The sequence below is a fragment of the Brevibacterium sp. genome (genome assembly GCF_052105255.1).
Taxonomy (GTDB): domain Bacteria; phylum Actinomycetota; class Actinomycetes; order Actinomycetales; family Brevibacteriaceae; genus Brevibacterium; species Brevibacterium linens_B.
Genome location: NZ_JBQDYQ010000003.1, coordinates 17,256 through 36,811 on the forward strand (window position 1 = coordinate 17,256; position 19,556 = coordinate 36,811).

Consider the following 19,556-nt stretch of genomic DNA (forward strand, 5'->3'; position numbering starts at 1 on the left):
ATCCTCCCCAATGAGATTTGCCGCCCACCGGGCCGTCGATGCCGACATCGATGACCGGCCCGGAAGTGATGTGCGTCATGATCTTAACGCCCAAAGCACTGAAAGCGAAACCTTCGCCGAGGATTCGCCCGAATATCAGTGCCAAAATGCAACATTTTCGATGAAAAACGTCAAATCAACGACGATATCGGTAGTCCCGACAGAAACCGGCATGTCCGGTGATCGAACGAACTGTCAGTGCCGACGCGAAACAGAGTAGATTGCAGTCAACGGACAATGTGGCCCCACGAGAGGTGTGAGAGAAGTATGGCGATCGAAACACTCAGTCCCCAGCAGTCGGCGGCGTGGAAGGACCGCGTCCTGCCTCCGGTCGAACAGGTCGCCGAGGGTGTCTGGGCCCTGCCGGTCCCGATCCCCAACAACCCTCTCGTCTACACCTACTGCTATGCCCTCGCCGACGGTTCTGGCGTCGTCCTCATCGACCCGGGCTGGGACGGCAAGGATCAGTACCTGGCGCTCACCTCGGCGCTTAACGACCTCGGCTTCAGCGTCGCCGATATCCACGGAATCGCGATCACTCACTATCACCGCGACCACATCGGGCTCGTGCCCGCACTGCTCGCGAAGAACCCCGACGCCTGGGTCGCCATGCACGGCGAGGACCTGCGCGCGATCAAACGTTTCTACACCAACGCCGTCGACCTCGGCACCGGCATCGACCCCAACCTCAACATCGCCCGCGCCTACGGAGTCCCCGAGAACCGGTGGGCCGAAGTCGAAAGCCTGCAGGTCGGATCGAGCAAGGGCGGTAGCAAGAGCGAATCGATGAGCCTGTACAGACAGGCCATGAGTCGACTGCCGGAGAACATTCACGTCCTCGACGACGGCGCCGAACTCCCTCTCGACGAGGGCCGAGTGAGCGCTATGTGGACGCCCGGACACACCTACGGGCACTCGGCGTTCGTCCGCGACGAGGACAAACTGTTCTTCTCCGGCGATCACGTGCTGCCCACGATCACCCCGAACATCGGCCTCGATTCCGGGGCGATCACGCACAGCCTCGGCGACTATCTGCGCTCGCTGGAGAAGATCGGCGAGCTCGACGAGGACGTAGCGGTGCTGCCGGCCCACGGCTTCCGCTTCACCGGACTCCACGACCGCAAGGTCGAACTCGTCGAACACCATCACGAGCGCCTCGGCGAGATCCGCGCCCGCATGGAGGCCACCGACGACCACAGCGTCTACTCGATCGCGGCGGGCCTGCATTGGTCCCGCGGCTTCGAGAGCCTGCACAACTTCAACCTCTTCGCCGCCCTTGCCGAAACCGCCGCGCACATGCATTATCTCGGTATCGACATCGGCGTCGGCTCGCTCGTCGGCAGAGACTGAGCCGGGCTCGGTCGTAAGAAGAGGGACAGCAAGGAGGAACCAGCATGAGCACCGAATTCGTCCCCGCCGCCGAGGTGCGGCCCGTGACCTTCGCCGTCCGCGCGAACGACCACATCGAACGCGGTCACCGCCGTGGCGAGGAGCTGCGCACGGGAATCGCGTCCGCCCTGGACGCGTATCGGCGCTACTTCTCGCACCTGTCTATCACCGAGGCGGCCGTGGCGTCCGCGGCCGTGTCGAGTTGGCGACAGCTGCAGGTTTGGTGGCCGACCGGCGCCGAGGAGGTCGAAGCCGTCGCCGCCGGGGCCGGAATCGCCGTCACCGAGCTCATGGAGATCATCGCCCGCACCGAGATCATGACCCTGGCGGCGGCCGCGCCGACCGAATGCTCGACCGTGAGCCACACCAGCCCGGGGGCCTCCGTAGCCGCGCAGAACTGGGATTGGGCGGCGGACTTCTCCACCCTGTGGCACTTCAACGATGTCGGTGCCGTGCCCGGTCAGCACCGGCATGTGGGCATCGCCGAGTTCGGAATGCTCGGCAAGATCGGTCTCAACGAGGCCGGCGTCGGCGTCCTGCTCAACATCCTCAAGCACACCGGCGACGAGGCCGGGGGAGTGCCCATCCACATGATCCTCGCCCGGGTCCTGGCCGAAGCGGACACCCTCACCGAGGCGCTCGAGATCATCGGCTCGGCCCCGACGTCTTCGTCGTCGGTCATCACCGTCATCACCGCCGAAGCGGCCGTCCAGGTGGAGGTCGCCGGCGAGCTCAAACGCGAACGGCGGGTGCGGTCGGCCCGCGGGGCCGACGGGGCGACGGGGGCGTCCGGGTTCCTCCTCCACACGAACCATTTCCTGCACCCGGATCTGCTCGACGGTGCGCTCGAGCTGCGCCCCGATTCGACCTCGCAGGAACGGTACCGTCACCTCGCCGAGGCGGTCGTGCACTTCGAAGCCGAACGTGCCGCCTCGTCCGGTGATGCTGCAGAACCGGCAGCCGTCACGGTCGGAGACCTGACGAAACTGCTGACGACGGGACCGGGCGAGGCGCCCGTGTGCTGCACGCCGGCACCCGGTGCCACCTACGGGAATCGTTCGGCGACACTCGTGAGCGTGCGCATCGATCCCGCGCGCAAACAGATCGACCTCGCACCCGGGTCACCGGCCGACGGCCTGCACGGAAACCGCCGCTTCCAGCTCTGAACCGGCGGCGGCCGCTCAGTCCTCGTCTGCTCCGTCCGCCGCACTGGCGGAATCATCGGAACTCTCGTCCGCATCGGCGGCTTCCTGCTCGCGCATCTCGATGACTGCATCGAGGGCTGACGCGATCGCATCGTCGTTCTCCAGTGCGGCCTGGATGAGCCGCCACGGCACGAGGTCGAGATTCTGATCGCCGATGACGAAGCGGATGAACGGCTGCTTGCTGCGCGGATCATCGGCTTCGAGCCCGGCGCCGTAGCGCCACTGACCGAAGGCGATGCGGCGCACCGTCTCACCGATGAAGCGCATGGCCCCGGCGGTGAAGGGGGTCTCGTCCTCGGCGATCATGTCATCGGGGCCGTCGAAGCGGACCGCGACCTGCTTGCCCAGACGGGCGAGGCTCTCCCGGTCGAAGCCCCACGAACTCGGATCGGCCTGCTCCTGCGTCCAGGCCGCGATGCCCGGTTCGACGGTGCCGATGAAGCGGGTGAGGAATTCGACCTCCTCCTCGCTCGAGTTCTCGGCATTGAGCACGCCGAGCGAGAGCCCTGTGCACTTGCGTCTGGGCTGCCCGTCCCCGCCGAGGAGCTCCCGTGCCTTGTCGAGCACGGCGGTGAACACCTCGGCGCTGCGCTGATCGACGGCGGTCAGCACGATTCCCACGAGCGGGATCGGCTCACCGGCGGCCGGGCCGTCGGCATTGTCGGGGCGGATGAACGGCATCCCGTTGCCTGTCGATTCGTCGTGGTCCCAGACCCCGCCGATCGCACGCAGATAGGTTTCGCCGAGGTACCGGATGAGTCCTTCGAAGAAGCGGCGGTTCTCTGGCTTGAGGATCTCTTCGGTGTTCGGGAACTTCGAGAGCACGAAGAGTTCGAGCATCGGCAGTGATTTCGGCCCGAAGTCCTTCGGGAACTTCACGGTCTCCCCGTCCTCCTTCTCGAAGGTCTCGGGGAGGTCGGCGAGGACGAACGCGCCGAGGCGGACGTCCATATTGTTGATGAAAGCAGAGAATTCGCGCTGGAGTTCGTTCACGGGCACCACCTTAGTGCCTCGAACCGTCTCGTCGAGCGCGTTCAGACGTTGTTATAGGGACAGGAGCCTCCGGGCATCGCTGTCGGGGCAGACTCGTTCAGCCATCTCTGTCGGGACAGAAGTCGATGAGGTGCATGAGGGCCTCGACGATGAGGCTCGGATCGATGTCGACGTGCTCGTCCATCTTCTTCCCGGCCGCCGCAGTCAGGGCGATCCGGTTGAACACGGAGATGATGACCGTGAGGAAGTCGCCGATCGGCTGCTTCGTCGTGGCGCCGGCGACGTCGAGGGCCGTGGTCACGAGTGCGGCCAGCCGGTCGAGCTGAGTGGCGTTGAGTTCGACATAGCGGGCGTGAAGATGTGGGACCCGCAGGCAGTAGAGCTCGATCTCCTGTTCCGTGATCGTCTCGGCCACGGTCTGCTTCTTCTCATTGAAGACATCGTCGATGAACTGCGTCATCAGCGCTTTGATCTCCGGCACCTCGGCAGTGGCCATGAGCTGCTCAGACCACCGCTGGATCGTGTCGTCGAGGCGATCGAGATTCTCCGAGATGCGCATCTCGATGATCGCGAGCACCAGATCGTCACGGCTGGAGAAGTTCGAATAGAACGCCCCGCGGGTCAGGCCTCCAGCCTCGCAGATCTCCTCGATCGAGGCGCCGTCGATGCCGCGCACGGCGAAGACCGAGGTGCCGGCCTGAACGAGGGTGGATCGGGTCTGGCGTCTGCGTGGGCTGAGTTCGTCTGTGTTCATCGTCATTTCGTTGCGGCGGGGTCGGCGATGGCCAAGGTGGTGCAGTCGTCCGCGCAGGCATCCGAGCCGGCGGCGGCGGGGCGGAGGGCGAGTCAACTGAGCATCTCATGGGAATCCTCGCTCAACCTGGGATCCATTTGCATGGAGGGTGGGCAGTGCACAACAATACAATACTGTATCCAATACACTTTTGTATCGAGGTTTTCGTGTCAACTTTCCTCTACGCCCTTGGGCGTCGTGCGTATCGCACCCCGTGGCGCTTCATCGCCGCGTGGCTGCTGATCTTCGTCCTCGTCGGAGCCGGAGTCGCCGCCTTCTCCAAGGACTTCGACAATGACTTCACGCTCCCGGGTTCGGAGGCGCAGACCGCTCTCGACTCGATGAAGTCGACGTTCCCCGAAGCCGCCGGCGTCTCCGCCTCGGTGATCGTCGTCGCCGATGACGGCGATTCGGTCGAGGACGAGGAATACAAGGACGCGATCGAAGACGAGATCGACCGCATCGAGGACCTCCCGCACGTCGACACGGTGACCTCCCCGTACTCCGACCTCGTCGAGGGCGCCATCAGCCAGGATGAGACGGCGGCCATGATCTCCGTCCAGTACGACGGCACTCAGCAGGACGTCGGGGAAGACGCCGGCGACCAACTCATCGAGGCCCTCGACCCGCTGCGCGATGCCCTGCCCGGCGCGCAGGTCGAAGGCGGCGGTGAGCTCTTCCAGATCACCGGTGTCGAGATCTCCTGGGTCGAAGGCATCGGCGTCGTCATCGCCTTCATCGTCCTCCTGCTCACCCTCGGGTCCTTCCGCGCCGCGGGAATGCCGCTGATCACCGCGCTCATCGGAGTCGGCATCTCCGTGCTCCTCATCGTCGGGGCCACCGCGTTCGCGACGATCAACTCCTCGTCGATCATGCTCGCGCTCATGCTCGGTCTGGCCGTGGGCATCGACTACGCACTCTTCATCGTCTCCCGCGCCCGCGACCTCCTCGCCGAGGGCCACGACCCCGTCGAGGCGACCGGACGAGCCGTCGCGACCGCCGGGTCCGCCGTCGTCTTCGCGGGCATGACCGTGATGATCGCACTCCTCGGCCTGTCCCTGGCCGGAATCCCCTTCCTCACGATCATGGGCATCGGGGCCTCCGGCTCCGTCGCCGTGGCCGTGATGATCTCCCTGACGATGATCCCCGCCCTGCTGGGACTCGCCAAATCCAAGATCACCCCGAAGCCGACGAAGCGCTACCGGAAGGCCTACGCCGCGGCCGCTCAGCGGACGACGACGGGCACGACCGCCTCGGCGCAGGGATCATCGACCGGCACCGAGGCAGGCGACGGTTCCACGGGAAGCCCCGCCGAAGCGGCCGATCCAGCACTGCGGGAGAGGATCGCCGACGAGGCGCGCGCCGAGGGCGGCGATCCGTACCCGCCGACGATCATGAACAAGTTCTTCGCCGGGTGGCTCAAGGTCGTCACGAAGATCCCGCTGCTGACGATCGTCGTCATCGTCGGCGGCCTCGCGCTCTTCGCGATCCCCGCCACCCAACTCCAGCTGTCCCTGCCCACCGCAGGCGACCAGGAGCAGGGCACCCCGGCGCGGGCGACCTACGACCTCATCGACGAACACTTCGGACCCGGCTACAACGGGCCCCTGGTCATGACCAGCCAGATCGTGACCAGCGACGATCCGCTCGGAGACGTCGAGGAGATCGAGAAGCGCATCGAGAAGGTCGACGGTGTCGAGCAGGTCATCATGGCCACCCCGAACAGGGATGCGACCGTCGGGCTCTTCCAGATCATTCCGACCACCGCCTCCGATGATCCGGCGACGCTGGACACGGTCGATCGGCTGCGGGACCTGAGCACGGAGATCGAGGACGACTTCGACTTCGACACCGCCGTCACCGGTGCCACCGCGATCCAGATCGACGTCTCCGACCAGCTCGGCAAGGCTCTGGTGCCCTTCGGCGTCTTCGTCGTCGGCCTGTCCATCATCCTGCTCATGATGGTCTTCCGCTCCGTGGCGGTGCCGATCAAGGCCACCGGCGGGTTCCTCCTCTCCGTCTTCGCCTCCTTCGGCACGGTCGTCCTCGTCTTCCACGACGGACTCTTCGCAGGCCCCTTGGGCATCGACGGGACGGGACCGGTCATCAGCTTCCTGCCGATCATCGTCATGGGCATCCTCTTCGGCCTGGCCATGGACTACGAGGTGTTCCTCGTCTCCGGCATGCGCGAAGCCTACGTCCACGGCGCCTCGGCCAAGGACGCCATCAGAGCCGGCTTCGCCTCGTCTGCCCGCGTCGTCTCCGCCGCGGCGATCATCATGTTCTCCGTCTTCGCGGCCTTCGTGCCCGCCGGCGAACCGATCATCAAGTCGATCGCGCTCGCCCTGGCCTCGGGCATCTTCGTCGACGCCTTCGTCGTGCGCATGTCGCTGGTGCCGGCGATCATGCAGCTGCTCGGCGACAAGGCCTGGTGGCTGCCGAAGTGGCTCGATCGGATCCTGCCGCGCCTCGACGTCGAAGGTGAGGGCCTCGCCCACGAGGTGGCCCTGCGCGACTGGCCGGAACCGAACTCGGACTTTTCGGTCTACGGACGCGGAATCGGCGTGTACTCCGGAGACCGCGGCTTCGCCCGCGTCGACATCTCCCTGCTGCCCGGTCAGATCCTCGTCGTCAGCGGCGCCGCCCGCCGGGCTCTCCTGCTCGCCGTGTCCGGTCGCGTCGGACTCACGGCCGGGGAGATGAAGATCGGCCAGAACGTCCTGCCCGAACACGCCGGACGGGTCCGCCGCCAGGTTCCCTACCTCGACCTCAACCGGGGTGAAGCCGACCGGATGATCAGTCCGCGCGATATCTCTCGGATGGCCGCCTCGGCGCCGGATCTGCTCGTCATCGACGGGGCGGAGAAGCTCGCTGCCGGAGCACGGGAATCGGACGGACCGGCACGGGACCTGCGCGATCTGCTGCCGCAGCTCGTCGCCGACGGCACCACCGTGATCCTCGGCCTGCCCGACGGGGATGTGACCGGGATCTTCGATCCCGAAACGAACTACTTCCACCTCGACCTCGACGAGGCTCGACCCGATGAGCGGGGCGGAACCGATAGCGAATCCGACGGCGACCACACCCACGCCGTCGACAGCACCAACATGGAAGGTGTGCAGTCGTGAGACTCGAACGTGCGAACTCGAAGAAGCCGGTGAACTGGCTCTCACTCCTCGGCCTGGTCCTCATCCCGATCATCGTGGCGGCCGGTTTCATCCTCGCCACGTGGAAGAGCGGCGATCGTCTCGAGACCATCGAGGCGGCCATCGTCAACAACGACGACGGGGCGAAGGTCGACGGCAAGACCGTGCCGATCGGGCGACAGCTGACCAGCGGTCTGGTGGGTGAGGACGAGAACAACATCCACTGGGTCATCACCGACGAAGAGGATGCGCAGAACGGGCTGTCCGACGGCACCTACGCTGCGAAGCTGACGATCCCCGAAGGCTTCTCCCGCGCCGTGACCTCGGTCGATGATGCGAAGTCGGCGACGCAGACGCAGCTCGACGTCGACGTGTCCGGGACTGCGCCCGCGCTGGACACGCAGATCTCCCGATCCGTCGCCGAGGTGGCGCGGACGACCTTCAACACGCAGATGACCGAGAACTACCTCGACAACATCTACCTCGGCTTCAACAAGATGGGCGAGCAGATGAAGGACCTCGGCGACGCCGCCGGGGAACTCGACAAGGGTGCCGAAGGCCTCAAGGAAGGCACCGGGCAGTCGGCTGAAGGCGCCGGCGAGCTGTCTACGGGCATGCAGCAGCTCAGTGACAATGGCGGCGAGCTCAAGTCCGGAGCCACGGAGCTGTCGAAGGGCGCCGGCGAACTGTCCAAGGGCGCCTCCGAGATGTCCGGGGGCCTGAACGAACTCGACAAGAAGACCTCGAAGCTGCCCGAGAGCACGCAGAAGCTGGCCGACGGCTCCGGTGAGCTCTCCGACGGTGTCGACGAGTACACGAAGTCCATCGACGAGATCATCAAGGGCTTCGCCGGAACCGGTGACTCGGGTGAGGGCGGCCTCGGCGACATCACAAAGGGCGGCAAGGAGCTCGAAAAAGGCGCCGAGGGTGTGTCCACGGGAGCCTCCGGCCTCTCCGACGGACTGCACGAGTACCGTGACGGGCTGAAAGACGGTGCCGACAAAGCCGATCAGCTGGCCGGGACGAAGCCGGACCTCGACGGGCTCGTCGCCGCCGGCATCATGACCGAAGGCGAGGCCGAGCAGGCACGGGCTCAGATGTGCCCGACCGGCACTCCCGACCAGGTCTGCCAGGGCATCGAACAGGCCTACGCGCAGGGGCTGCTGGGCGGAACCTCGGGTGGTCTGAACCAGGCCGTCGACGGGCTCGAACGGGAGCAGAACGGCTCGTCCCTCCTCGGCGGGTCCGATGAACTCGCCAAGGGCGCTTCGGAACTCTCCGACGGGGTCACCAAGTTCGTCAAGGGACTCGAGGACGGCCTCGGTGACCTGATGAAGGGCATGGAGGACATCTCGGAGAACGCTCCAAAGCTGCTCGAGGCCTCGAAGGGGCTGCGCGACGGAGCCGCCGGAGTCGCCGACGGCAACCAGCAGCTCGCCGACGGAATGCCGGCCCTGTCCAAGGGCATCGGCAAGGTCGCTGACGGCTCCTCGGAGCTCTCCGACGGTGCCGGTCAGCTCAGCGATGGGCTGAGCGAATACAGCACCGGCGTCGGCAAATACACCGACGGCGTCTCCGAAGCCGCGACCGGCACCTCAGAGCTGGCCGCCGGCCTCGACGAACTCGATGAGGGCACGGGCAAGTACGCGAAGGGCGTGAGCAAATTCGCCGACGGCGTCAAGGACGGTGCCGACGAAGTGCCGTCCTACACGGCACCGGAACGTGACCGCTTGGCCGAGGTCGCCTCGGCGAATATCGAATCCCCCGACACGGACAGTGTGACTGATGTGCTAACGGGATCGACGATCGCGCTGCTCATCATGCTCGCCCTGTGGATCGGCGGACTGGTGACCTACACGGTGCTCAAACCGATCCCGGCATGGGCACTGCTCTCAACGAAGTCCTCGCTGGCCGTGTGGGCGCTCGGACTGCTGCCCGGCCTCGTCGTCGGCGTGCTGCAGGCGCTCGTGCTCTCGATTCTCGCGGTCACCGTGATGGACATCGACGCGATCCAAGGCTTCGACATCGCCGTGCTCACGTTCGTCTCGGCGATCGTGTTCATGATCTTGAACTTCGCTCTTGTGGCGTGGTTCGGGGGAGTGGGCAGGTTCCTGTCGGTCATCGCCGTGGTGCTGGCCGTGGCAGGCCGGACGATCGGGGCGGTGCCGCAGTTCTTCGACTTCGTGGCGCCGATCCTGCCCCTGACTCCGTCGATGAACGGCTTCGCTGCGATCGCCGCGGGCACCAGCGGGCAGGCTGCCGCGTACGGCGGACTGCTGGCCTGGGCGGTCATCGGCATCGTGATGTCGCTGCTGGCCATCGTCCGGGCACGGACCACGAAGCCCGAAGCCGCCCTCGAAATGGCGTAGTCGCGCTTGGTGGGCGCGGCGCCACGTTTCCGGCCCGGCGCCACGCACCACGTCGCCTCTGGGAATAGCCCAGTCTGAGTTGAATAGCCCATGTTCGAAACAGGGCTATTCAACTCAGACTGGGCTGTTCGCGTTCGGTGGTCGGTCTCTGGAGCGCAGCAAAGACGTGCCGAGCTTCAGAGGAGGTCGAGGATCGCTTCGGCAGCGGCGTGCGAATCATTGAGGGTCGCCGCATTCGTGCCCGGATTCGCTGCGATCGCCAGCCCCCACTGCTTCGACGACAGCTGGATCGACAGCGCGAATCGGCGCGGATGGACGTTGCCTTCGACGTCGATCGTGCGATAGGGCCGAGGTGTGAGCGCGAGCCCGTTGAGGAACTTCTCCCGACCGTCGTCCAAGGTCAGGCGGGCCGGAGTGAGCTGGCCGCGCTCAAGCATTCCGTACAGCAGGACATCGGCGGCACGCGAGACCGAGTTCGTCGGTGAGGCGGCATCGATGACGACGCTGCCCGTGATCGCTCCGGCGGCCTGCGCCGAGGTGACCGTGAAGATCTCCGGTCGCGGTCCCAGCGTTTCGGATTCGGGCGCCTCCTCAACCTCGCGGAGCGCGTCCGCGTTCTCTTCGATGCGCATATCGGGGCCGATGAAGGACACGATTCCCGCCTCGGCGAGGGCGATGAGTTCGGCGATCCGCTGCGGGGGAGGACCATCGCAGATGCCGGAGACGAAGCCCTCGAACCAGCCGAGGATCTCCATGTCGATGCTCACGCGGTCGATGTGACCGGCGACGATGAGGTCCTTGAGCAGCAGTCGGGACTGCCACAGCACGGTGAACAGCGCCTTCTCCGGACTGCCGGTGGGACCGGCCAGGGAGCTGCGCAGGTCGGTGCGCAGGAAGTCGAGCATCCACTCGTGCAGGGACCCGGGCTCACCGGGTTCACGGCTGGTGAAGAGCTCTCCTTCGAGCGGGTTGAGCAGGGTGTGCAGGGACATGCGGTCGGCGGGATCGGGCACGAGTGCCTCTTCGATCTCCGACCAGGCGAAGGCCTCGCGGGTGACACGGCCCTGGCGGGAGGCCTCCTCGGTGATCGCGGCGCTGGCTGATCGTGAAACGCTGCTCGTGCTCGCGGCGTAGGCTGTTCCTGCCGCGCCGGCTCCGTCCCCGGCACGAGCGGTCGCGGCTCCGTCCCCGGCACGAGCGGTCGCGGCGGCCCCAGCCTCGGAGGCGCCGGAATCGCCCGCCTGCTGCGGATGGGTCTCCTGCCAGGTGCGGCGGGTCAGGTGGCGCGAGACCGCCTCGCCGATGGCCTCGCGCAGCTGGCCGGGATCATCGGTGAACGCTTCGGGACGGACCTGGGAGAGCGTGTGATAGTACGCCAGGCGCAGGTCGGCGAGGATGAGTGGCCACAGCTGATCATTGAACCGGGCGCCGGCCTTGCGCTCCCCGTCGAGGTTCTCGAGGCCCGCGAGGAGCGCGATGTTGTTTGTCGTGAAGTACCGCAGCGGCCAATCCCGGCGAGGATGTTCGCGACAGATCGGTTTGCTGCGGTACGGGATTCCGCGTCGTGATCCCAGCGCCAGGCGCGGTTCGTCGCCGCTGGGCACATAGCGCAGCAGTCCGCCGGGCTGCGGCTCATAGCGACCGCCGCGCTCCAGAGTGAACAGAGTCTGCAGGTCGAAGTAGTTGAGCCCCATGCCACGGACGATGACCCGCTCACCGGGGGCCACCTCGGTGACAGGGGTTTCCGCAGGCAGCCCCTGCGGCAGGTAGAGACCGCCGCCCAGCTCGGCGAACGCGGCGAGCCGGGCGCGCTCCTCCGGCTGGGCGCTGGGAATATGACCGACGGCCAGCACGACGGCGCTGGCGACGATCGTCGTGCCGTTCTGGCAGCGCACGAGCTGCTCGGGGACAGTGGCCCGTGAACTCTCTGCCACCGATTGGGGGAGGTCCATCGCGGGCAGGTCGATGACGGATTCGGCCTTCGTCGGGTGTTCGACGATCTCGATGAAGTCCGGTGCGCCCTCGCGGATGCGCCGGTAGGCGTCACGGAGGTAGCGTCCGTAGAGGCTGCGGCTGGGGAAGGTCGAGTGCAGCGGTTCGGTGCCGCCGTTGTCCAGGTACCACTCGGCCATGGACGGCCCGGCCGGTGCTTCGTCCGGGCCGAGGAAAGTGCAGCTGGAGTCGGGGAAGACGGTCTGTTCGGCGATGGTGGTGTTCATCAGCAGAGACTCGGGCTGGTCGGTGCGCCACACGATTCCCGGTCCGGGCGGATACGGGTCGATGAGGTGGATGCTCAGCGCGGTCTCGGTGGTGCCGGCGAAGCGCTTCGCCGCCAGCGCCACGAGCCGCTCAAGAACCGTGAGACCCCGCGGTCCGACACCGATGATCGCGACCGCGGGGACGGGAGTCTGTCGGTCCTGACTCACCCCTGCTCGCCGGTTCCGCCGTTGGGCCCGGGGTAGCCGGGGAAGTCGTCACCGGGCTTGTAGCCCTTCGGGTAGCACTTGCCTTCGGCGTTGGGCTCACCCGGCGTCGTCGTTTCGGTGGCGTCCGCCTCGGCGCCGGCCTCATCCGTGGATCCATCCGCAGAATCGGCCGGTTCCTCGGTGGCGGCCTCTTCCGAACCGCCCTCGGTCGAATCCGCGCTGTCCTCGGATTCCTGGGACTTGCTGCCGTCGTTCGTCGGCTTCGGTGTCTCCTCGCCGTCGGACGCACCCTTGACTTCGCCGAGGATCCACTTGTGGAGCACATCGTAATCGGGGTCGTAGGTCGGGGTGACGTCATTGTTGATCTGGACCGTGGTGACGTCGCCCTTCTGCATCATCATGGCGAGTTCGATGAAGGCCGGGATCTCGTTCTGTGGGATCGACGTGGCGATGTTCCGTGTCGCGGAGTTCGCGAGCTTCGGATAAGCCGAGGCGATCTCCTGCGGATCGATCTGCTCGAGAGTGGTCTTGAGCATCCGCTGCTGACGGCACATGCGGTCGTAGTTGTCGCTGCCTTCACGGGAGCGGACGTACCAGAGTGCGTCCTTGCCCTTGAGCGTCTGCGGGCCCGGATCGACCCAGCCGTAGATCTCGTTCTTCACACCCGACATCGATTTTCCGCCGCCCATCGGGATCGGGCGTTCGACGTCGATCTTGACTCCGCCGATGGCGTCGACGACGTCTTCGAATCCGGCCATGTCGACCGAGGACCAATAGTCGAGCTTGAGACCCAACGAGCCTTCGACGGCCTGCATCGTCGCCCACATGCCCGGTTCGAGTCCGTGCGGGTTTCCGATCTTGTCGGGGTTCTGTTCGCCCCACTGCCATACGGCGTTGATGAGGTCCTCGGACGAGTCACCGGAGGGGCGGAATCCGTCGGGCCACGCCTTTTCGAGTTCGCTGCCTTCGGGGAAGACCGGGAACGCGAGGTTACGGGGCACGGAGATGAGCGCGGCGTTGCCGGTCTTCGTGTCGATGGAGGCCACGAGCATCGTGTCCGGTCGGGTGCCCTCACGATCGTCGCCGTTGTCGCGGCCCATGAGGAAGACGTTGATATAGGGCTTGTCGGCCCAGAGTTCTTCGGCGCTGTGGGATTTGCCCGTGCTGTCGCCGAAGAGGCTGGCGACGGTGTCGGACTGCACGCGGGCGAAGACGGAGCCGACGCCCAGCGGAATGCCGATGATGAGCGCCAGGGAGACAACGAGGACGCCGGCCAACTTGTTCTGCCAGGGCCGGTATCGGTGCCCGCGTCGCAGCCCCAGGTGGGACACGACCATCACGAGGATCCAGATCACGGCCACGACCGCGGCGGCGATGGCAAGGAAGTTCAGCAGCGAGGGGCTGGCGATGATCGTGGCGATCGCGCGCACGGGTCCCTTGACCAGCAGGTAGACCAGCCCGACGAGCAGAGTGAGGACGAAGAGTCCGAACACGATGAGTCCGGCGGGCCGGAAGCGTGTGCGCAGCAGTCCGACTCCGGGCAGAAGGGTGCTCAGTGACGTCCAGCCGACGAGGCTGGGGAAGGTCTCGCCGAGGCGGGAAGAATGGCGGCGAGCCCGTCCCGGTCCGTGGCCGGTCGGCTTCTCCTCGCGGGCGGCGTCGTCGGCGTCGGCTCCTCGTGCCGCCGATGATGCGCCGGCAACGGCCGTCGTGCCGCCCGCACCGACCGTGGCCGGCGCATTGCGCGCTGCTCTGCCGCCGGATGGCGTCTTCCGGCCCCGGCCGCGGGATTCGGCTGCGTGGCGCTCGCGGGCGTCGCGGCGCGTCCTCGGAGCGGAGTCAGTGTCGCTGTCCGTGCGGTCGAATTCCCGGGGATCCCCCGCCGAGGCGGCCGATTCGTCCTGTGCGAAAGTGCGCGGGGCATCGTGGGCAGAGCCGCGCCGTGATCTGGTGGTCGGATCGTCCTGGGTGTCCGAGCTTGCTGCCGCGGCCACCCCGGCCGCAGAGGCTCCGCTGGCCGCGGCTGCACGCAGCATGCGGGCTTCGCGGCGAGTGCGCGGGGCGACCGGGCGCGGAGGCGGTGCATGCGGCGAGCGGGACGATGATCCTGCGTCACGGGTGCTGCCGCCGAGTCGGTTGTCCGACGGATCGCCGGACGAGCGGGAGCTTGTGCGGAACGAATAGTCGGATCGTGGATCGGCTGACCGATCGGAGTTCCGGTCCGAGCGCTGATCGGAGCTCGTGTGGGACCGGCGAGGGTTCACTGCCGAGGTCGGCTGCTGTGAGTCCGTGCCCTGCGAGTTCGAGCGCTGGGCGCCCGAGCGCTGAGGCTGCGACGACCGAGAATTCTGCTGCGGCGAGTTCGACTGCGGTGTCGAGTCGTTGTCACTGGCGGCGGTGTCGCCGCGGAATCGGGGGCGAGAGGAGGCGCGGAGCCGACGGCCTGTCGTCTGGGAATCGGGGTCGCTCCCATGCGGTCCGCTCTTGTCAGGGGGAAACTCTGGCAAGTTGTCTACTCCTCAAAAACTGTCTTCTCGTGCAGTACGGCCCGCTCGCCGTTCTCGTTTCCGGCGCAGGGCACACCTCGGCCAACGGTTTTCCGACCGGTGTTGCTGCGAGGATCCGAGACCAGACCGCAAAGCACATCACGCCGATTTTACGCCTGGACATTGATGAATGCTGGAATTCCGGTGTGGGGGAGCGGTGCAAAGGGGACGTCCGGCCCGAATCAGCGCCGCTCACCGGTCGACCCGACTATGACGAAGCCCACTCTCTGCGGCTGCGCTTTGCCCTGGATGGCTCCTTTCCCTTAGGCTGTATCCCGTAGTGCTGGAGGGTCTGTCGCCGGGCATTTCGCCGGACCGGATCGCCGCATTGCAGATGGAGTCGTGGCTGAGCGGCCGAAAGCGTCACCCTGCTAAGGTGAAGTCCTCCAATAGGGGGACCGTGGGTTCAAATCCCACCGGCTCCGCGTTAGGCAGAACCCCTGCGATCCGATGAGACTTCGGGTGCAGGGGTTCTTGCGTTCCGACAGGATCGCGTGTGCCCATGCTTTGCCCGCAATGCCGCTCACGAGCGTCTTCAAAATGCATGTGTGATGATCTGGATCAGGGCGCATGATTTTTGAACCCGCGTGTGCTGAGAACTGTGTTCGTCTCGACTTACGTTCGATGTAGTGGAAGTTCACCTGTTCGGGGTACGGTGTTCCCCGTCCGCCCCGCGCCACCGGAGCTCACCAGCAGAGATGCTGCTCCGGCGACTACTGAGGAGAACTCCCATCGCGATGCCCCTGATCCGCAGGGCAGCTCTGTCCGCTGCCGCCGCCGCTCTGGCGCTGACCCTGACCGCCTGCACATCCGGAGACGATGCAGAGGACCCGAACCCCGAGAGCACTGAGACCCAAGAAGCCGACCAGGAGTCCGGCGAGGCCGCAGGATCGACGGAAGGCACCGGATCCGCCGAGGCGGCCGGCCTCGATCCGAATGATCTTCCCGATCCCGTCGCCTCCCAGGAGATCCCCGCTACTGTCGAGGGCGATGACACGGCCACGATGACTGTCGAGCTGTTCCCGCTGAAGCGTCAGGGCGAAACTGTCGTGGCGCAGTTCGCGTTCACCGTGAACTCGGACAAGGCAGACGAGGATGATGACGGCGACGATCTCTACGGCTACCTCGGCGGCAGTTGGACTCCCTTTCTCGTCGACTCGCAGAACCTGCGCAAACACAACGTGTTGGACAAGTTCCCGCAGCGGGCGCAGACGAACATCCAGCAGACGACGTTCAAACCCGGCCAGTCCCACTACGCATTCGCTGTCTTCGCGGCCCCGCCGCCGGATGTGAACGAGGTCGAGGTCTCCGTCGTCGACGGAATGAACCTCGTCACCGGAGTGACGATCTCGTGAGGTCCGCAGTCTCCGGTCCTGCAGCGGTGATCCTTGCTGCCGGCATAGTCATCGCCGGCCCACCCGCATTCGCGTTCGCAGACTCCGTGACTCCGCAGGAGATCGCCCACCGAGTTGCCCCGACGCCGGATGACTTCACCGATCCCGACCAGTCGCAGATCGACGAGAGCATCGTCGAACTCGAACCGGGGATCCATGACCTGGAGAAGGGAATCGAAGACGTCGAAACGACGAAGGCCAGCGGCGGCGACACCGTGGTCACACTCGACACCGACATCCTCTTCGACTTCGACTCGTCCGACCTGAGCGACGCCGCGACGAAGAAGATCAAAGACCTCGTCACGGACCTGCCGACCGAGTCCGAGATCACCGTCGGCGGGCATACGGATTCCAAAGGCGACGACTACAACAAGAAGCTCTCCGAAGACCGTGCCAAGGCCGTCACCGAGGTGCTCACCTCTCAGAACCCGGACCTCGACGTAACTGCGAAGGGATTCGGCGAGTCCAATCCCGTTGCGTCGAATGAGACGGGCGGCAAGGACGACCCCGAAGGCCGAGCGAAGAACCGCCGCGTCGAAATCCGCTACGAAGACTGAGTCCGTTCTCAGCTCGGTCGGGAAGGGCGCCTTCTCTCTTCGTCGATTCGTCAGGCGTTCGAAGAGCGCCTGACGAATTCAGTCATTGACGAACCCGACAGCACTGCATAGCGTCTCTTCCAACAGATGGTCATCCACAAGGCCGCTTCGGTGACGTCGGCTCGGGCCAGGTGACGTCACCGCAGATTCGGGGAACCAATGGAGGGCAACCGGATGAAGACAGTCATCATCGGAGGCGGCGTGGTCGGTCTGACCACGGCCTACGAACTGGCACTGAGTGGGCACAACGTCACCGTCATCGAAGCAGGTCGCTGCGGTGCCGGTGCCTCCCACGGCAACGCCGCGAAGGTCGCCATCGCCGAGAGCACCCCGGTGCCTGCCCCCGGGGTGCTGCTGCAGGGGATCCGATGGATGCTCAACCCCGACAGTCCGCTGTCGATCCGACCGTCGCTGGCGCCCGGCTACCTCACGTTCCTGCTGCGGATGGCCGCACACTGCAACGCACGTGACTTCGACGCCGGGCTGGAACTGCACCTGCGCCTCGGCGAGGACGCGAACGACCTCTTCGACGAATACCAGACTCAGGGCATCGACTTCGAGATGCATGACCGCGGTGTGCTGCTGGCCTTCGAGACCCGGGAGCGCTTCGACGAGCACTGCCCAAGCCTGCCCGCATTCGAGGCTGCCGGCCACCGACCGCAGCGGCTGCACGATGACGAAGTCCGCGAAGCAGAACCGGCACTGAGCGACCGGATCCGCCACGGTCTCTTCTTCCCCGCCGACCGACAGATCGAACCCGATTCCCTGACTGCGGGCCTCGTGGCGAAACTCTCCGCTCTCGGCGTCGACGTGCGGGAGCACACGCGAGTGCAGCGCTTCATCCGCACCGGCGAGTCCGTCACTGCTGTCGTCACCTCCGATGCGGAAGTCATCACGGCCGATGCCCATGTCATCTCCGCCGGAGTCCCGTCTGGCGCCTTGGCCGCGCAGCTCGGCCAGAACATTCCGATCCGATCGGGCAAGGGCTACAGCATCGACTACTCACCGGCCCCGATCCGACTGCGCACATCGCTGACCCTCGAAGATGCCCGCGTCGCCGTCACTCCGCTGAACGGCATGCTGAGATTGGCCGGCACGATGGAGTTCGGAAGCACGGACGACGACGTCAATGAGGTGCGCGTCGGCGCGATCCGCCGAGCGGCGCAGGAAGCTTTCCGCGAGTGGGGCGACGGTCGGGGAGAACTGGCTCCATGGGCCGGGTCGCGTCCCATGACCCCCGATGGCCTTCCCGTCATCGGACGCCTGGACTCCGTGGCGAACGTCTACATCAACTCCGGCCATGCGATGCTCGGCCTGACACTGGCACCGGGATCCGCCCGACTGCTTGCCGGGCTGATGACCGACGGAGGCTCGACGTTGCCCGACGACCTGCTCGCCCGGGTGTCCCCGAACCGATTCTGATCGACCCTCGCCGGCATCATACATTCCCGCCGACACGCATAGCCCATACGAGAAGAGGAGAGGTCCATGACCGCACAGCACGTCATCGAAGCCGACGACTGAGGCTCGAACAGAGAGGAAGGACCGTGAGGAACAGACAGCTCATCCAGGCCGTCGATGTCCACGCGGCCGGCGAACCCGGCCGCGTGCTCATCGGTTCTGGACTGCGGGTCACAGGGGCGACGATGGCCGAGAAGCTCCGCTGCTGCGAAGAGCACCTCGACGACTTCCGGCAGCTCATCCTCCACGAACCCCGCGGCTATCCGGGCCTGTGCTCGTCGATCGTCGTGCCTGCGACAGATCCGAGCTGCGATTTCGGAATGATCGTCATGGAACAGGGTGGGTTCAAGCCGATGTCGGGGTCGAACCTCATCTGCACAGTCACGGCGCTGATCGAGACGGGGTCCGTCGACGTCAGCGAACCGGTCACCGAGCTGCGGGTCGACACCGCCGCGGGTGTCGTCACGGTCCGCGCCGAGGTGGAGGCCGGCCGAGCGCAATCGGTGACCTTCGACAATGTCCCGGCATTCGTCCACGGACTCGACCTGCCACTCGAGGTGCCGGGGTATGGGACGATCCCCGTCGACATCGTATTCGGGGGTCAGTTCTACGTGCAGACTGCGGCGGACAGCCTCGGCGTGGACCTTGATCCGGGCAATGCCGAGGAGATCATCAGAGCGGCCAGCGTGATGCGGCAGGCGGCGAACGAGACCTTCGAGGTGAGGCATCCCCTCATCCCGGAGATCGACGCGATCGGTCTGCCGCTGATCCACGGGCCCGCCCGCACAGCGGGCACCGACGGACGCAATGCGGTCGTCCTGCCCAACGGCATCGTCGACCTCGACGATCCGAGCACGTGGACGGGGACGTTCGACCGTTCGCCCTGCGGCACCGGCACGAGCGGCCGAGTCGCAGCCAAGCACGCCCGCGGCGAACTGGCCGTCGGTCAGCGATTCGTCCACGAATCGATGCTGAAAACGACCTTCACCGCCGTGGTGAAGGAAGAGACCGAGATCGGCGGACTGCCGGCCGTGATCCCCTCGATCACCGGGCGCGGATGGATCACCGGATTCCAGCAGCTCGTCCTCGAGCCCGACGATCCGTTCCCGATCGGCTTTACCGTCGGTGACATCTGGAGCGGCGGCACGAGCGCTGTGGAACCCGCAGACGAGAACTGAGGACCCGCAGACGAGAACCGA

General features: G+C 66.0%; 13 protein-coding genes and 1 tRNA gene. 10 read left to right on the forward strand and 4 right to left on the reverse strand.

Annotation, left to right across the window (positions count from 1 at the left end; translation table 11 throughout):
- Positions 1-10: 10 nt before the first annotated feature.
- The 3 genes from ACTIIH_RS01510 to ACTIIH_RS01520 are packed head-to-tail and all read left to right on the forward strand — an operon-like array spanning position 11 to position 2,594.
- Positions 11-259 (forward strand): hypothetical protein, encoded by a 249-nt coding sequence (locus ACTIIH_RS01510; protein WP_441090074.1) that lies wholly within the window; start codon positions 11-13, stop codon positions 257-259.
- 47 nt (positions 260-306) lie between these two features.
- Positions 307-1,389: an MBL fold metallo-hydrolase gene (locus ACTIIH_RS01515; RefSeq protein ID WP_441090075.1), complete on the forward strand. Its 1,083-nt coding sequence runs from the start codon at positions 307-309 to the stop codon at positions 1,387-1,389.
- Positions 1,390-1,433: 44 nt separating this feature from the next.
- On the forward strand, positions 1,434-2,594 hold the full coding sequence (locus ACTIIH_RS01520) for a C45 family autoproteolytic acyltransferase/hydolase (RefSeq protein ID WP_441090076.1): 1,161 nt from the start codon (positions 1,434-1,436) through the stop codon (positions 2,592-2,594).
- A 15-nt stretch (positions 2,595-2,609) separates the two neighbouring features.
- Here ACTIIH_RS01520 and ACTIIH_RS01525 read toward each other — a convergent pair whose 3' ends face one another.
- Both ACTIIH_RS01525 and ACTIIH_RS01530 read right to left on the reverse strand, forming a co-directional pair.
- Positions 2,610-3,626, reverse strand: coding sequence for a hypothetical protein (locus ACTIIH_RS01525; RefSeq protein ID WP_441090077.1), 1,017 nt, complete (start codon positions 3,624-3,626; stop codon positions 2,610-2,612).
- A gap of 97 nt (positions 3,627-3,723) precedes the next feature.
- The gene (locus ACTIIH_RS01530) at positions 3,724-4,380 is read right to left on the reverse strand and encodes a TetR/AcrR family transcriptional regulator (protein ID WP_441090078.1); all 657 of its coding nucleotides are present in this window, start codon (positions 4,378-4,380) and stop codon (positions 3,724-3,726) included.
- A gap of 206 nt (positions 4,381-4,586) precedes the next feature.
- Between ACTIIH_RS01530 and ACTIIH_RS01535 the strand changes: the two genes are divergently transcribed.
- Positions 4,587-7,547 (forward strand): MMPL family transporter, encoded by a 2,961-nt coding sequence (locus ACTIIH_RS01535; protein ID WP_441450164.1) that lies wholly within the window; start codon positions 4,587-4,589, stop codon positions 7,545-7,547.
- Positions 7,544-9,934, forward strand: coding sequence for a YhgE/Pip family protein (locus ACTIIH_RS01540; RefSeq protein ID WP_441450165.1), 2,391 nt, complete (start codon positions 7,544-7,546; stop codon positions 9,932-9,934). Before ACTIIH_RS01535 ends, ACTIIH_RS01540 begins: the two co-directional genes overlap by 4 nt.
- A gap of 176 nt (positions 9,935-10,110) precedes the next feature.
- On the opposite strand, the gene ACTIIH_RS01545 is transcribed toward ACTIIH_RS01540, so the two are convergent.
- Entirely contained in the window at positions 10,111-12,360 is a 2,250-nt protein-coding gene (locus tag ACTIIH_RS01545; RefSeq protein ID WP_441450166.1) for an FAD/NAD(P)-binding protein, read from the reverse strand.
- Entirely contained in the window at positions 12,357-14,396 is a 2,040-nt protein-coding gene (locus tag ACTIIH_RS01550) for an LCP family glycopolymer transferase (RefSeq protein ID WP_441450167.1), read from the reverse strand. Before ACTIIH_RS01550 ends, ACTIIH_RS01545 begins: the two co-directional genes overlap by 4 nt.
- An 846-nt stretch (positions 14,397-15,242) precedes the next feature.
- Here ACTIIH_RS01550 and ACTIIH_RS01555 point away from each other — a divergent pair.
- The 5 genes from ACTIIH_RS01555 (at position 15,243) to ACTIIH_RS01575 (ending at position 19,535) form a co-directional block, all read left to right on the forward strand.
- Positions 15,243-15,331, forward strand: a tRNA-Ser gene (locus tag ACTIIH_RS01555).
- A 312-nt stretch (positions 15,332-15,643) separates the two neighbouring features.
- Complete coding sequence (locus ACTIIH_RS01560; RefSeq protein WP_441450168.1) at positions 15,644-16,261, forward strand: hypothetical protein; 618 nt, start codon at positions 15,644-15,646, stop codon at positions 16,259-16,261.
- Positions 16,258-16,857: an OmpA family protein gene (locus ACTIIH_RS01565; RefSeq protein ID WP_441450169.1), complete on the forward strand. Its 600-nt coding sequence runs from the start codon at positions 16,258-16,260 to the stop codon at positions 16,855-16,857. Before ACTIIH_RS01560 ends, ACTIIH_RS01565 begins: the two co-directional genes overlap by 4 nt.
- A 213-nt stretch (positions 16,858-17,070) precedes the next feature.
- Entirely contained in the window at positions 17,071-18,318 is a 1,248-nt protein-coding gene (locus ACTIIH_RS01570) for an FAD-dependent oxidoreductase (protein ID WP_441450170.1), read from the forward strand.
- A 125-nt stretch (positions 18,319-18,443) separates the two neighbouring features.
- The gene (locus ACTIIH_RS01575; RefSeq protein ID WP_441450171.1) at positions 18,444-19,535 is read left to right on the forward strand and encodes a proline racemase family protein; all 1,092 of its coding nucleotides are present in this window, start codon (positions 18,444-18,446) and stop codon (positions 19,533-19,535) included.
- Positions 19,536-19,556: the final 21 nt, after the last annotated feature.

Coding starts and splice junctions, on each gene's coding strand:
- ACTIIH_RS01515 (WP_441090075.1), top strand. CDS start 307: ATGGCGATCGAAACACTCAGTCCCCAGCAGTCGGCGGCGTGGAAGGAC.
- ACTIIH_RS01520 (WP_441090076.1), top strand. CDS start 1,434: ATGAGCACCGAATTCGTCCCCGCCGCCGAGGTGCGGCCCGTGACCTTC.
- ACTIIH_RS01530 (WP_441090078.1), bottom strand. CDS start 4,380: ATGAACACAGACGAACTCAGCCCACGCAGACGCCAGACCCGATCCACC.
- ACTIIH_RS01560 (WP_441450168.1), top strand. CDS start 15,644: ATGCCCCTGATCCGCAGGGCAGCTCTGTCCGCTGCCGCCGCCGCTCTG.
- ACTIIH_RS01550 (WP_441450167.1), bottom strand. CDS start 14,396: ATGCTGCGTGCAGCCGCGGCCAGCGGAGCCTCTGCGGCCGGGGTGGCC.
- ACTIIH_RS01510 (WP_441090074.1), top strand. CDS start 11: ATGAGATTTGCCGCCCACCGGGCCGTCGATGCCGACATCGATGACCGG.
- ACTIIH_RS01570 (WP_441450170.1), top strand. CDS start 17,071: ATGAAGACAGTCATCATCGGAGGCGGCGTGGTCGGTCTGACCACGGCC.